The sequence below is a fragment of the Mesorhizobium delmotii genome, from assembly GCF_900149755.1.
Taxonomy (GTDB): Bacteria; Pseudomonadota; Alphaproteobacteria; order Rhizobiales; family Rhizobiaceae; genus Mesorhizobium; species Mesorhizobium delmotii.
Map to the genome: position 1 here is coordinate 1156929 of NZ_FUIG01000013.1, position 14573 is coordinate 1171501.

Sequence of the window (14573 nt, forward strand, 5' to 3'; positions counted from 1 at the left end):
TCCCTTGTCAACGGATCGTCGAATCTGTTTGTTTGCGGATGCTGGGAGTAGATGAATTGGCCGACGACACACTGAGGATCGAACGATCCACCAAGACGCTGAGAACGCTGGCGCTGGAGCGCATGCGCGACGCGATCATGGGGTTTCACTTCCAGCCCGGCGAACGGCTGGTCGAGCGGCCGCTTTGCGACCAGCTCGGCGTCAGTCGCTCGGTGGTGCGCGAAGTTCTGCGGCAGTTGGAGACTGAGGGCCTTGTTCAGATGATACCGGGCCACGGACCCGCGGTGGCCAGGCCGGATCTCAGCCGCACCGATGAGATTTATGAACTCCGCGCTTTGATGGAGGGCATCGCGGCGCGCGCCTGCGCGCTGACGGCGACGGAGGACCAGATCGCCGCGCTTGAGCGCGCATTCGATGTGCTGCTCGCGGCGTGGGCCTCAGCCAATCCGATCGAGGTGATGCGGGCGACGACAAAATTCTATGAAGTGCTTTTCGATGCCGCCGACAAGCGCATCGCGTGGGAGATCGTCCAGGGTCTGAACGTCCGCATCAACCAGCTGCGTTCCATGACCATCGCTTCGGTGGACCGCCGCGATGCCGCAATTGCCGAAATGACCGACATCATGAACGCCATCAAGTCGCGCAACGGCGATGAAGCCGAAGCGGCGGCCCGGCGACATGTGGAGCAGGCCTGGCGAATTGCGCAACAGACCCTTCGCAACAGCTGAAGCAGAAACTTCACATTACGGAATCGCCCGTCGCCCTCGCACTGACGCACTGACGGCAATTCCAACGCGCATCCAACCCGATGCAATGGCGTTGTTTCTGGCTGCTGACGATAGCGCACTTTGTGTTTGCTGGTGCGGATGTTATTTCGAGCGTACTCTCTTCCTTAGGTGTAACGAACCGCAAACATCCAGCATCCGGACTGCAAACATCGACCACTTCTCGACCGAATTAAGTGCGACTATCGGACCTTTTCTGGCCGGATTATCTGCGATTGGGACCACATTAATTGCGACCGAACCGCAAACATCGGGTCTCGACCACATTATATGAGAACGGGTTCTGACCTCAGATCGGCAGGCCAGCCTTGCGCATCATGGTGCCCAGTTCCTCGGTCCGTTCGGCATCGAGCTTGCCGCTGAGAAAGCGGCTGATCTCGGGAAGGCGTGCGTCGAACTCATCGATGGATCGAATATTTGACAATTAAGCCTAACTTTCAAGCGAAGCGGCCGATTGAATATATCAGATGGGTCATGCGGAAAGCGCCCGGCAGCGCCGAAGTCGGAGAGGGTCGCGCCAAGGACGAACCGGCCGAAAAAGGGAGGCCCATGAGGGGGGCGGTGGAGAGGGCGGCGCCTGTTCCCGATCGCGACGAACTCGAACTTGAAATGGACGGTTGACAGATCGGTAAAAGACGAACTTGGCCCGTGGCGCTGTGAAAAGAGCGAAGCGCGTGACGTGCGGCATAGGTGCACTGGTACGAACACATCGATCTGGATGGCACACGCGCCCTCTCACGGCGCAAACAGGGGTTCGAATCCCCTTGGGCGTACCAATAAAAAAGCCAAGTCATTGTAACTATTATGTTCGTTGGCGTCCGCTACCGTTTGTTTGCGCCTTAACCAAGACGGAACATCAAGAATCGGATGCCTGAGAGGCAGTGCCAGGGTCGGATCGGTCAACGCCAGGACAGGACCGGCGCAAAGGGGCTCTGGAGGGGAGGAGCCCGGCCGCGGCTGGCGGCACCAGGGTCGCGGCCGGGAAATTTATTAGAGTATGGCTCTGCGTGATTCGCTGTAATAGCAGGAGATTCAGGCCTTGGCCCGATGGACGCACCACCTGCCACGAAAGGCTATGCGGTCAGTCAGCCCATCCGAAAACGGATCAAGGAATGCTTTGGCTGGGCGAAGACCATTGGTGGCTTGCGCAAGAGCCGGTTTGTCGGTCGAGAAAAGTTGGACTTCCAATTCGTCCTGACGTTCGCGGGCTACAACCTGGTTCGGATGCGCAATCTGGGGGTGGCCGCATGTTGCTGATGGCGGTGTCGAGGGGTTGGTCGGCCTGGTGCAGCGCCTTTCAGCGCAAAACCCCCGCTAAAGCAGCGTTGGGCGACGTACGCCCCGAAAAATTCAGATGGCGTGATCGCAACGGCCGCTGAAACAGCCTGCTTTTCAACGGCCTGTTAAACTAGTCATGGACTGGCGGGGGAAAGGGCGTTTATTATTCCTATACTAAGTTCCAGGCAAAGGGGGGCACATGGCAGAGTCGCGTGTAGTCGTCGATGCGTTCAAATTCATGGCGCTTCGTCCCCCGCAGGTCTCGAGCGCAGAGGCAGCCAGCCACACTATCATTCGGGATTCCCGTGCGAAGGATGAGCGCGGTCGCGACGAGATCGCGGCGTTCGTGCGCCCATTGGCGCAACGCGAAGAAGCCAGGCACCAGTGGGGTCGGCTGGATCTTGCAGCCTTGCGTCCGTTCGCGGAGGCACATCCAAAACTCTTAACCGCGTTTGCGAGGCCGGATGCAGAGACGGATCGCGGTCGAGTATTGGAGGCCGCGGGACTCTCGGATGCGCAGGCGAGAGGTGCGTTCTTTGACCGCGCCTGGGAGGCGCTCTACCTCGCTTATTACACGGGGCCGGATGCTGGGCAGCGGCTCGAGCTCCCTCTCGCCGCGCTGCGCGTGCTTCACTTTCTGCAGGGCACAGCGGATTCCGAGACGATAGATGCCGATCAGGCGCAGAACTTACTCAGTGCGACGCCGGCGATCCCGCAGGCTGCTCTTCACCGGAACAGTCAAAGCGCGGAGCCGCCGCGCGGGTTGACGCGCGCGGACGGGTCAGCCGAACGCCACGAAGCGGGCGTGCAGCGCATGCGCGATCTGATCTCGGAATATGAGTCCACGCAGAAGCTGCTGAAGAGCGCTTCGGTCGCGCAGGCGACCGTGCCGCGTGTCACAAAGACCGGACAATTGCCAGGAGGCGCCAATGTTGAGGGCCAGGCGCTCGCGCACCTGAAGATATCGACCGTGCCCACGGTTGGGGAGGCCATCGGGATTACGGCAAGCGGCAGTGAGGGCACACTGCTGCGCAAACTTTCAATCAATGGCACGACGGCGCTTCCCATCGCCACAAACTTACTACAGCAGCATTCCACGATGCTCACCGAGCGTGCCATGGAGATGCGCAACAGCCCTCAGTTCATGACGGCCATGAAGTCCTTCCAGGACTCCAGTCTCATGAAGATCGCGCCAGGCAAGATCGGGACTAACGTGGAGGCAGGGTGGGATCTCGTGGCCCAACCCGACCCCAGCACGGCACCGAATATCGATACACGCGGCATGTTTCGCCCCCTGGGGATCGGCGATCTGAAGGTCGTCAAGCAGACGCTCGTCGCTTACGAGGCCGGCGAAGTGGCGCACATCGAGAATGTGCTCAAGGGCGAATCGAAGGAGCGCACGCATCGTGCGCTGGACCGTGTCGAGAACATCGTCTTCACCTCGGAGGAGGAGACCACCGAGACCGAGCGGGACACGCAGACGACCGATCGTTTTGAATTGAAACGCGAGGCGGAGCAGACGATCAAGGAGGACATGAGCGTCCAGGCCGGTGTCACCGTGACGGGCAGTTATGGCCCCGTGGAGATCACCGCACACGGCGACTTTGCGTATTCCACGTCCAAGCAGGAATCGCAGAAGAGCAGCTCGAATTACGCCCGGGACGTGATCGATCGGTCAGTGTCCAAGGTGCAGAAGAAGGTGAAGACCGAGCGCACCACGAAGACGCTGAGCGAGGTTGAGGAGATCAACGGACACAAGATCGAGAACGTGCCCGGCACGGGCCACGTGATCGGAATCTATCGTTGGGTGGATAAGCGCTACCGGGCTCAGGTCTATAACTACGGCGTGCGGCTGATGATGGAGTTCGTCGTGCCGGAGCCGGCAGCGTTTTACCGCGCCGCGCGTATCAGGCAGCTCAAGAACGTGACCGGCGCGCACGAGCCTGAACCTTTCGTGGATATGGCCGGAAAGCCGTTGACCGTCGCGGCGATCACACCGAACTTTTATGCAAACCTCGCTAGTCGCTATAACACTGCTGGCGTCACGCCGCCGCCTCCTGAATGGGTGTTCCTGGGAACCGCGATCGGGGAGGGCGGCCTGGAATTGGGCAAGACGACCGCGAAGGCCTGGAAAGACCTTACCGTGCCCGAGGGCTACGAGCTGCGCTACTACGAGGTAGGCGCCGGCATCATCTGGAAGAACCACCCCAACTTCATCCTCCAGGTCGGCGGCGACATGCATCATGTGTTGAAGTCCAACCATTCGGAGGCGCCAACTTCATCCGTGTTCGGCGCGGGTACGGCGTTGTGGGCGGATCTGTCCAATCCGCTGTCGACCGGCTTTTCCGGCGTCGTTCCTTTGAGCGTCGCTGCGTACGACGTCACGGGATATAGCGTGAACCTTGAAGGGGCGGCCGCGCGCAGCCCTGCCAAGTACTACTCCTGGCAGCTGCAGACCTTCGAGAAAATTCAGACGGCATACATCGCCGCGAGGAATGACTACGACCAGAAGATGAAAGCGGCGGAGGCCGCTGCCGGCATCGGTATCGAAGGACGGAACCCGGCCATCAATCGGGAAATCGAGAAGCGCGAACTCAAAAAGCTTTGCGTGACGATGCTCACTGGCCAGCACTTCTCCGAATTCGATGCGATGACCGATCCTTTCGACAAGCCTGCACACCATCCCGAGGTGAATATCACTGAAGCCGTGGAGGAGGGCCGTATTGCGCAGTTCTTCGAGCAGGCGTTTGAATGGGAGCACCTGACGTATTTGTTCTACCCGTACTTCTGGGGTCGCAAGGCGAACTGGGTCTCTGTCACCAACGAATCCGATCCGGACCCTCTGTTCACCCAGTTCCTGCAGGCAGGTGCGGCGCGCGTGCTCATCCCCGTGCGGCCAAGCTACCGCGATGACGTGCAATACTTTTTGCAATCCACCGCTCCGGATTACGCGGACCGGATCTGGCGCGGCGGCGGTCTGCCGACCCTCGATACTGAGGATGAGCGATACGTCTCCATCGCGGATGAGCTGCGCAACCGCACAGATGATCTCGCCGACGCCACACCGGAGGACGAGCCCTGGGAGTTCACCATTCCCACCACGCTCGTCTGGCTGCAGGAGGACTCAAAGCTTCCGAGCTATCCGTGAGTGATCGGGAGCACAGTCCGGTTAGTGTTTACGCACTGGCGAGTCCGCAATCGGTTGCGGGTATGGAGCGGGAGATCCGCAGGATAGTTTTGGAACTGCTGGGGGTGGCGGATTTCGAGCGCCATCGGTTCACCGTCTCACCCGGTGCAGGATGGCTTCAATATATGGACACGGCGCAGGGCGGCGGTGGGGCAGTGCAATCACTGCCCGATCCCGCGGTAGCCGCCGAACGCGCGGAAGCTTTTTTACGGAGTCTGCGCGAGCGTGCCGCTAGCCTCAGGGCGAACGCGCCGGACTTCGACCCGCATGCGCTGCTGCCCTCGGCTCGCCGGCTTGGGTGTGTGCCCGTATCGGCTGGCTCAGGATTCGGGTGGGCGCACTATCTTTATCGGGCACAGCCCACCTTGCCGCTGCGGCGGAGCGGGCCCTCCGTGGACGTGCTCGGCACGATGCTCGAAGTTCGAGTGTCGCCACTCGGCCGGATCATTGGTTTTACTTCGCGCTGGCGGCCGCTGTCTGGCGAACGGATCGAGGCCGAGTTCTTCCACTATCATGGAGGCGCCCATGACGCTCATGCGCAGGGCGGCCATAGCCAACGCGAGGGCGAGGATGCGTCGGAGCTCGTCTACATCCTGGATGGGGATGGGATTCCGCAGTACTACCTGGCTCCCTATCATCGAACCGGTTCCGAGCATGGCCTGCTGATTGGCGCTACGCCTTACTCGCTGGCTATTGAGTTCGTCGTGCGCCCGATTGGCGATGAGCCTGGGGCAAGAATCACGGCCATCGTGGGCGGCGGCACACGGTATCGCTTCGCGTGGGGTCGTGTCGCGCTCGATGGCGGCGAGGATGATGACGAGGGATTCATTGACCTCGGCGAGGGTGTGGGCGAAATCGTGGCGGACGCCGATCAGAAGCAGTTCGGTGTGAGCGCGATTACCGTGCCGCCCGGTGCCTGGGTGGTGTATGTGAATGTGAAGGACATGAAGACGGGCGCCTTCAAGCACCATCAGCAGAACGTGTTCACCGGGCGGCAGATCGTCGAAGCGGAAGCCGAGTGATGGCGCGCATCATCGACGCCATCACCGGTTGGGAGATGCAGTATTTCGCCGATGGCGCGGGCAAGCCACCCGCGGGCGGTGTCGTGCTGGAGGAGGTTTCCCATCACTCCTATACGTTCGCGAAAGATATCCGGCTGATTGGCATACGGCTTCAGGTGGAAGAGGTATCGCCGCAGAATACAGTCGTGAATACCCGCTCGCACTTCCTGCCTCTGAGCGACCCTCCGTTCGTCGTCGGCCGCATCGAGGAGAAATCGCCCACGCAAATCCAGTCCGTGCCGGGCATGCAGAACGCGTTTCAAAAGCTGCGGGAATTCGACGATGCGCTGTTCATGAAGAACTATTTTCAGAGTAATGGGCGTCCCGTCGGTTACGTGGTGCGCGCGGATTACACGCTTCCTCTGAAATATGTCGATGCAACGTGGCCGAACAGTGAGTTCAGCGAGATCGACATCTCGCAACGTTTCCTGTTCTCGCGGCTCGCGAATGTGCCGCCGCACGAGCCGGGCGGAGTGCTGGAAGCCGCCCGTTGTCATCCGATCACGCGCTTCGAAATAATTTCTCGCGCAGGGGGCGCGAAGGAGCCATCGAAGAACCGCTTCCGCATCAGCAGCATCCGCTTCGATTACCGGCTCCACCTGCGGCTGGACACCGCGTTCGATCCGCCGAAACCCGGCGCCCCAGCTCGAACGGGAAATAACGCTGGGTTGTTTCGTGACGAAGAAATGGCGACGTCCGCAGCCGCGCCGTTGGCTCCCGCCTTCGACTGGGCGGTATCGCAGGTCGCCTTTGCGGCTGCCGAGAAGCCTTTGATACTCGAAGTCGCAACGGTGGGGCTGTGGGAGGGGGCACCCCTGGTGGGGCCACGGTTCAGCGGCAACAAGACCACCATCAAACAGGCTCCCCATTGCTGGGACAACGTTCATTGGTGGGGCGCGCGCGGGCTGGGCCAGCCGATGATCTCCGCGCCGGGTGCGTTTCACGCTGCCCACATTCATTGGCGCTGGGGAGGCGCCGGCTCCACCTTCCGCTCGACCATTCCTGAAATCGATACGCCGAAGGCTCCGCCCGGCAATGAGGGTTACTGGTGGCAGAGCGACGGCGCACGCATCCTCGTGGACCCGGCCATCTGGATTCAGACCATTCGCATTGCCGTCACCCGCAATCGCCCGAACCTGAATCCACTCACGCCTGGCGTAAAGCTGGAGTCGCTGTCGACGGAAGACTGGAACACTCTGTTCACAGGGTTGGGCACGCCCGTCGATATCGAAGCGGGAGATCAGATTGTGCTGTGGTACTCCGCCGAGGTGCATCGCCAGACGGTGTTCCCCACGGAGCATGACGAGGGCAAGCTCGAGCGCCGGTCCAAGACTTTTCTGGCTGGCGATGCGGGCTCCGTCTTTCTCCACGGCATTTTTTTCGCGCACGGAGCAGAGCGGAGCGGGTTCGCCACAGGCACTCGCTCCGCCGAGCATCGCCCCCGCTCGGCGGCGACCATCCGCTCAGAACGCAAGTGGATGCGCCCCGCCTGAGCGGCGGTACTTCTACGGCTCATCTTCGGTGGCTCGCAGCGGTTAGTCTCGCCTGATCGGCATCGGAACACACGGCCGGCGGTCACTTCGACGCGCCAATCGCCGCAGAGTAGCGGCGCGGCAAGGGTGTCGCCTGTCCAGAAAACCGGCGGGAGGGGGAGAAGTGCGCCGGTGAGGCCGTCGCCGGGGTGGTTTCGGGTGCCGTGGCGCCTCGGCGTCAAGCGGCCGCAGATGTGGGTGGTTGAGCGCGAGGGAAGGATCGTAGGCCGAAGCGGCGGCCCGGCGACATGTGGAGCAGGCCTGGCGAATTGCGCAACAGACCCTTCGCAACAGCTGAAGCAGAAACTTCACATTACGGAATCGCCCGTCGCCCTCGCACTGACGCACTGCAGGCAATTCCAACGCGCATCCAACCCGATGATATAGCAGCGACGGTGTTGTTTCTGGCTGCTGACGAGAGCGCACTCTGGGTTTGCTGGTGTGGATGCTATTTCGAGCGTATTCTCTTCCTTTGGGAAACAAGCCAGGTCGACCTCGATTGGCGGTCGCTTGCGCTCGGCCGCCCCGCTCGGGAGGAGCCTCTGATTGCGATGGCGCGCTTTGCTCACCTTGCCCTTCTCGCCGTCGCCTTGGGATTATTGCCTGGAATTGCACTGGCTGGGGAGCCTTTCGTCCCGAGCTGGATCAAGAACGATCCCGCAGCCAAGACAGTGGCCATAGAGATTGTTGCCGATTGGAACCAAGTCGAGCGGTACCGCAGGGACAACATCCGGACCGACATTATCGACTTCAACGGTTACTGGGGCGGCAATCTCACCATCGTCGTGCCAGCAGAATGGTCGGTAGAGATCGAGTTCATCAATGGCTCCTCGTCTTTCCGGCACAGCCTGATGGTGACCAGGGTCTACGCTCCGTCAGAGATGCCGGTGAAGTTGACGGCCGAGGATGCGATCTGGGGGGTGTACACCGATCCGCCAGAGGGAATTAAAATCAATGAGAGGAGGCAACTCAACTTTGTTGCGCAGCAGGCCGGGAGCTATTTCCTCGCCTGTGCCAGGCAAACGCATCTGATGGACGGACATTGGATCGGTTTCGAGGTGAGAGACAGCATCGAGCAGGCCGTGGCAATCATAGACGAAAACAAATTTCCGCAGGAGCAGCCCCCAGGACGGCCTTAGGGGCTACGCGAGCAAGCCCTCGCTATGGTTAGGTCGTGGAGATCAACGCAAATCCATGGCGGCCTACATTGAAACTCGAGTGTCTGGGCGTGCTCGAGCAGGTTAGAACTGCTTCTGCTTGCAAGCCACCAGCGAGGTTGCGCTTTCGTCACTACTTCTGCTTCCCTATGCCACAAGGGCAATTCTGTACGGTTTGGTCGCTCTGGGCGCTGTCACGGCGCTGCGCGAACGGCGGCTGCAATGAGAAAGGATCGGACGATGAGTGCGACGGAGATAAGTAAAGGGGCACCGTCATCCCCGGACGATTTTCTGACCGGGCTGAAGGGGCAGCGCGTGCTGGTGACGGCAGGCGCCGGCGGTATCGGCCTGGCCATTGCCGACACGCTGTCGCGGCTCGGCGCGCGCATCGTCGTTTGCGACGTTTCCGACGAGGCGCTGGCTGCTGCTCCGGACAAGATCGCCCTCGTCGCCGCGGTCAAGGCCGATGTCTCGCGCGACGACGACGTCGACCGGCTGTTCGAGACGGTGAAGGAAAAGCTCGGCGGCCTCGATGCGCTGATCAACAATGCCGGTATTGCCGGGCCGACCGGCGGTGTCGACGAAATCGATCCGGCAGACTGGCGGCGCTGCATCGACGTCTGCCTGACCGGCCAGTTCCTCTGCGCCCGGCGTGCCGTGCCGTTGATCAAGGCGGCGGGCGGCGGCTCGATCGTCTCGATGTCGTCCGCCGCTGGCCGCCTTGGTTACGCTTTCCGCACCCCCTATTCGGCGGCCAAGTTCGGCGTCGTCGGTTTCACGCAAAGTCTCGCCAAGGAACTCGGGCCGCACGGCATAAGGGTCAACGCCATCCTGCCCGGCATCATCGAGGGACCACGCATCGACAAGGTCATCGCCGACCGAGCCAAGCAGCTCGGTGTTTCGAACGAGGAGATGACGCAGCGCTATCTCCAGAACATCTCGCTGCGCCGCATGACCAGCCCCTATGACGTCGCCGCGATGGTCGCCTTCCTGCTGTCCGATGCGGGGATCAATATTTCCGGCCAGTCGCTCGGCGTCGACGGCAATGTCGAAACGCTGTGAGGAACCGACCATGACGAAGGTAGCAATTATCGGCAGCGGGTTCATCGGACGGGCGTGGGCGATCAGTTTTGCCCGCGCCGGCCACGATGTGCGGATGTGGGACCAGTCGCCGGCCGCGACCGAAGGTGCGCATAATTACATCGCCGGCGTTCTGGGCGACCTCGCCGCGAACGATCTGCTGCGGGGACAGGCAATCGATGCCGTGTTTGATCGCATCGCCGTCGTTGCGGAACTGGGCGCGGCGCTGGCCGATGCAGTCCATATCCAGGAGAACACGCCCGAAAGCCTCGATGTGAAACGCGAGGTGTTCTCTCGGATCGATTCAATTGCCGCTCCGCAAGCGGTGATCGCCAGTTCCACCTCGGCGTTGCTGCCGTCGAAGTTCACCGACCATCTGCAAGGACGGCACCGCTGCCTGGTCGTGCATCCGATCAATCCGCCCTATCTCATCCCAGCCGCGGAAGTCGTGCCGGCGCCGTGGACGTCTTCCGAAACAATCGAAAGGACCCGCGCCCTACTCGTCGCCGCAGGTCATGCGCCGCTGGTGATGAAGCACGAGCTCGACGGCTTCATCATGAACCGCCTGCAGGGCGCGCTGCTGGAGGAGGCTTTTCGCCTTGTCGCCGACGGCTATGCCAGCGTCGAGGACGTCGATATCGGCATTCGCGACGGGCTGGCGCTGCGCTGGTCGTTCATGGGTCCGTTCGAAACGATCGACCTCAATGCGCCGGGCGGCGTGCGCGACTATGTCGAGCGCTATCAGACGATCTATTCCAACATTTTTCCGCAAATGCTGCGCCGCGTCGACTGGGCCGGCGAGGTCATCGAAACGGTAGAGGCCGACCGCCGCAAGCGGCTGCCGCGGGAAGAACTCGGTGAACGGCAGGTGTGGCGCGACCGCCGGCTGATGGCGCTGGCGGCGCACAAGAAAAAATCGGATCAGGAGTTTGGAAGATGACGGAAACAAGCGGCAAGCCCGGCGCCCAGCTGCCCAAAGGCAAAGTTATCATCACCTGTGCGGTGACCGGGGCGATCCACACGCCGACCATGTCGCCCTATCTGCCGATCACGCCGGACCAGATCGCCGCCGAGGCGATCGCGGCAGCGGAGGCGGGTGCGGCGATCCTGCACCTGCATGCCCGCGACCCCGTGACCGGCAAGCCTGACCAGACGCCGGCGGCGTTCGCCCGCTTCCTCCCGCGCATCAAGCAGGCCACCAATGCCGCCATCAACATCACCACTGGCGGCAGTCCCTACATGAAGGTCGAGGAACGCGTGCGCCCGGCCGCCGAGTTCAAGCCTGAGGTCGCCTCGCTCAACATGGGCTCAATCAATTTCGGGCTCTATCACCTCGTCAACAAATACGAGACTTTCAAATTCGACTGGGAAAAGCCGCATCTGGAAGCGACGCGCGACCTTGTCTTCCGCAACTCGTTCAAAGACATCGAATACATTCTTGCGACCTGCTACGACAACGGCACGCGCTTCGAGTTCGAGTGCTACGACATCGCCCATCTCTACAATCTCTCGCACTTCGCCGACCGCGGCCTGGTCAAGCCGCCGTTCTTCGTGCAGTCGGTGTTCGGTCTGCTTGGCGGCATTGGCACGCATCCCGAAGACGTCGCCCATATGAAGCGCACCGCCGACCGGCTGTTCGGCGACCAGTTCCGCTGGTCGGTGCTCGGCGCCGGCGCCAGCCAGTTGCGCATTGCCGCGCAGTCGGCAGCGCTTGGCGGCAACATCCGCGTCGGGCTCGAAGACAGTCTTTGGGCCGGCAAGGGCAAGCTTGCCAAATCGAACGCCGAGCAGGTGGTGCTTGCCCGCAAGATCATCGAAGGCCTCGGCATGGAGGTGGCGACCCCCAACGAGGCGCGCGAAATCCTGTCACTGAAGGGCGGCGACAAGGTCGCGTTCTGAGGCGGCTCGCCTATCGCCACACGGTGCCAACAGAGGAGGACGGCATGAAGATCGAAGTCGTGGTCGACGTTACCGCGCTTCCCCGGCGATGGCGTCCTGCGCGGCAGCCTGTTCGCAATAACCGGCCTTGGCATCAAGGGCGTGGCGGAACCACGCTTCGCCGGATGACGGCGGCTGCAAAAGGGGATAGAGGCGAATAAGGAAAACGAGCGCTCGCTCGATTTCAGATATGGACCCGATGCTTTTCGGCGATCTCGTCCATCGATGGTGGCCACCTCGTTTCATCGCTGGGAGTTTGTCCATGAATTTCGACATTCCCGCCCGCACCGAAGATTACCGCGTCCGCATTGCCGACTTCGTCGAGCGTGAGATCCTGCCGCTCGAGGCAGACAAGATGTCCTATGACGCGCATGGAAATATCGCCTTGCCGCTGCTGGGGGCGCTTCGCGCCAAGGCGCGGATGGCGGGCCTGTGGTGCCTGCAGCTGAAGCCCGAAACCGGCGGCGCCGGTCTCGGCAAGATGGACATAGCGGTCTGTTACGAGGAGATGAACCGGTCGATCTTCGGACCCGTGGTGTTCAATTCGGCGGCGCCCGACGATGGCAACATGATGGTTCTGGAGGCGCTCGGCACGCCAGCGCAGAAGGAAAAATGGCTGAAGCCGATCGTCGAGGGCAAGGTGCGCTCGGCCTTTGCCATGACCGAACCGCACCCCGGCGGCGGCTCGGATCCCTCGATGATCATGACGCGTGCGGAGCGGCGCGGCGACAAATATGTCGTGACCGGCCGCAAATGGTTCATCACCGGCGCGGCAGAGGCCAGCCATTTCATTCTGATCGCGCGAACCTCGGACGACCCGCGCCATGGTCTGTCGGCCCTGATGTTCCACAAGGACCAGCCGGGCTGGCGCATCATGCGCCGTATCGAGATCATGGGCCCGGAGGAGCATGGCGGGCATTGCGAGTTGGAATTCGATGGGCTCGAAATTCCTGTCGAAGACATGCTGGTTGGCGAGGGCAGGGGCATGAAGGTGACGCAGGTGCGGCTCGGCCCGGCGCGGCTTACCCACTGCATGCGCTGGCTCGGATTGTCCAAGCGCTGCGTCGAGATCGCGCGCGCCTACGCTGCCGTGCGCCATGGTTTCGGCCAGCGCCTCGCCGACCGCGAAAGCGTCCAGCTGAAGCTCGGCGACCTTGCCATGCGCATCGAGATCGGCCGCATCCTGGTGATGAAGGCTGCGTGGGAGCTGGACCGCGGCGGCTTTGCCCGCAAGGAAGTGTCGATGGCCAAGGTCCAGGTCGCCAATGTGCTGCATGACGCCGCCGATGTGGCGATCCAGATCAATGGCGCGCGTGGCTATTCCAAGGACACGGTGCTCGAATGGATCTACCGTTATGCTCGCCAGGCGCGGCTGGTCGACGGTGCCGATGAGGTCCACAAGATGGTGCTGAACCGTTTCCTCGACGAAGAAGAGAGGGGCTTCTGGCGCTGGAATGTCGAAGGCGAGGCATAGGCGACGCGGGGTGGCATCAGGAGGAAAGATGCCGTTGAATGCGGATTTCGACCCTGCGGCGTTGAAGGGCTTTCTCGCGAACCGCTTCGGCGATGCCGCAATGACGCTCGAGCGGATCGGCGGCGGGCAGTCCAACCCGACCTACTTCGTCGACTATGGTGCGCATCGCATGGTGCTGCGCAAGAAGCCGGCCGGGCCGATCCTGCGTGGGGCGCATGCGGTCGACCGCGAATTCCGCGTGCTTAAAGCGCTCGCACCGACCGATGTACCGGTGCCTGGGCCGGTGCTCTATCACGACGGTATCGAGCCGCTCGGCACGTCCTTCTACCTGATGGAGCGGCTGGACGGTCGCGTCTTCCACGACTGTTCGCTGCCTGGCCTTGCCCCGGCGGAGCGACGCGGCATCTATTTCGGCATGGCCGAAGCGATGGCCAAATTGCATGCTGTCCGTCCCGACGAGGTCGGCCTCGGCGACTACGGCCGGCCCGGCAACTATTTCGAACGCCAGATCGGCCGCTGGACCAAGCAGCTCAGGCAATCGCCGAGCGACAGAATTCCGGCGCTCGAAGCGGTCGCCGACTGGCTGCCGCAGCATATGCCAGCCGACGATGGGCGCGTGTCGATCGCCCATGGCGACTTCCGCCTCGGAAATCTGCTGTTCCATCCCGGCAAGCCGGAGGTGATCGGCATTCTCGATTGGGAGTTGTCGACGATCGGCCATCCGCTCGCCGACCTCGGCTTTTGCTCGATGACCTGGCATTCGACCCCGGACGAATATGGCGGCATCCTCGGCCTCGATCATGCCGCCCTCGGCATCCCCAGCCAGCGCGAATTCCTCGACCATTATTTCGCGCATGCCGTACCCACTGCGCCCCTGGAACGCTTCCATCTGGTTTTTTCGCTGTTCCGTTTTGCGGTGATCTTCGTCGGCATCGCCGACCGGGCGCGGGCAGGCAGCGCGGCGTCGGCCGATGCCGCCAGCAAGTGGCCTCTCGCCGGTCGCTTTGCCGCACGCGCGCAAGAGATCATCCAAGGAGCGAGACCGTGGAGCGCCGCCTGAGGGGAGCATTCGCGCCGGTCC

Annotated in this window: 11 protein-coding genes, 1 tRNA gene and 1 pseudogene; 12 read left to right on the top strand and 1 reads right to left on the bottom strand. The window is 62.0% G+C overall.

Going from position 1 to position 14573, the window contains the following annotated elements; genetic code table 11:
• Nucleotides 1-56 precede the first annotated feature (56 nt).
• A complete protein-coding gene (locus BQ8482_RS07005) occupies nt 57-728 on the top strand; it encodes a GntR family transcriptional regulator (RefSeq protein WP_123147437.1) in 672 nt (223 codons plus the stop codon).
• Nucleotides 729-1074: 346 nt separating this feature from the next.
• Here BQ8482_RS07005 and BQ8482_RS40015 read toward each other — a convergent pair whose 3' ends face one another.
• Nucleotides 1075-1209 (bottom strand): hypothetical protein, encoded by a 135-nt coding sequence (locus tag BQ8482_RS40015; RefSeq protein WP_280178800.1) that lies wholly within the window; start codon nt 1207-1209, stop codon nt 1075-1077.
• Between the two features lie 257 nt (nt 1210-1466).
• Here BQ8482_RS40015 and BQ8482_RS38025 point away from each other — a divergent pair.
• The 11 genes and pseudogenes from BQ8482_RS38025 to BQ8482_RS07060 all read left to right on the top strand — a co-directional run bounded on the left by BQ8482_RS38025 (nt 1467) and on the right by BQ8482_RS07060 (nt 14552).
• Nucleotides 1467-1561: transfer RNA gene (locus BQ8482_RS38025), tRNA-Glu, on the top strand.
• A gap of 270 nt (nt 1562-1831) precedes the next feature.
• Nucleotides 1832-2042 (top strand): annotated as a pseudogene (locus BQ8482_RS07010) (transposase); the annotation flags it as partial.
• A 220-nt stretch (nt 2043-2262) separates the two neighbouring features.
• Entirely contained in the window at nt 2263-5211 is a 2949-nt protein-coding gene (locus tag BQ8482_RS07015) for a hypothetical protein (RefSeq protein WP_123146805.1), read from the top strand.
• 62 nt (nt 5212-5273) lie between these two features.
• A complete protein-coding gene (locus BQ8482_RS07020; protein WP_123146806.1) occupies nt 5274-6272 on the top strand; it encodes a hypothetical protein in 999 nt (332 codons plus the stop codon).
• Nucleotides 6272-7804 (top strand): hypothetical protein, encoded by a 1533-nt coding sequence (locus BQ8482_RS07025; RefSeq protein WP_123146807.1) that lies wholly within the window; start codon nt 6272-6274, stop codon nt 7802-7804. Before BQ8482_RS07020 ends, BQ8482_RS07025 begins: the two co-directional genes overlap by 1 nt.
• Nucleotides 7805-8112: 308 nt before the next feature.
• Entirely contained in the window at nt 8113-8982 is an 870-nt protein-coding gene (locus BQ8482_RS07030) for a sulfocyanin-like copper-binding protein (protein WP_244602645.1), read from the top strand.
• A gap of 258 nt (nt 8983-9240) precedes the next feature.
• Nucleotides 9241-10062, top strand: coding sequence for an SDR family oxidoreductase (locus BQ8482_RS07035; RefSeq protein ID WP_165848446.1), 822 nt, complete (start codon nt 9241-9243; stop codon nt 10060-10062).
• A gap of 10 nt (nt 10063-10072) precedes the next feature.
• Nucleotides 10073-11020 (top strand): 3-hydroxyacyl-CoA dehydrogenase, encoded by a 948-nt coding sequence (locus tag BQ8482_RS07040; protein ID WP_123147440.1) that lies wholly within the window; start codon nt 10073-10075, stop codon nt 11018-11020.
• A complete protein-coding gene (gene kce, locus BQ8482_RS07045) occupies nt 11017-11979 on the top strand; it encodes a 3,5-dioxohexanoate:acetyl-CoA acetone transferase (protein WP_123146808.1) in 963 nt (320 codons plus the stop codon). Before BQ8482_RS07040 ends, kce begins: the two co-directional genes overlap by 4 nt.
• Nucleotides 11980-12280: 301 nt before the next feature.
• A complete protein-coding gene (locus BQ8482_RS07055) occupies nt 12281-13492 on the top strand; it encodes an acyl-CoA dehydrogenase family protein (RefSeq protein ID WP_123147441.1) in 1212 nt (403 codons plus the stop codon).
• A gap of 28 nt (nt 13493-13520) precedes the next feature.
• Entirely contained in the window at nt 13521-14552 is a 1032-nt protein-coding gene (locus tag BQ8482_RS07060; protein ID WP_165848447.1) for a phosphotransferase family protein, read from the top strand.
• The last annotated feature ends 21 nt before the right edge of the window (nt 14553-14573 follow it).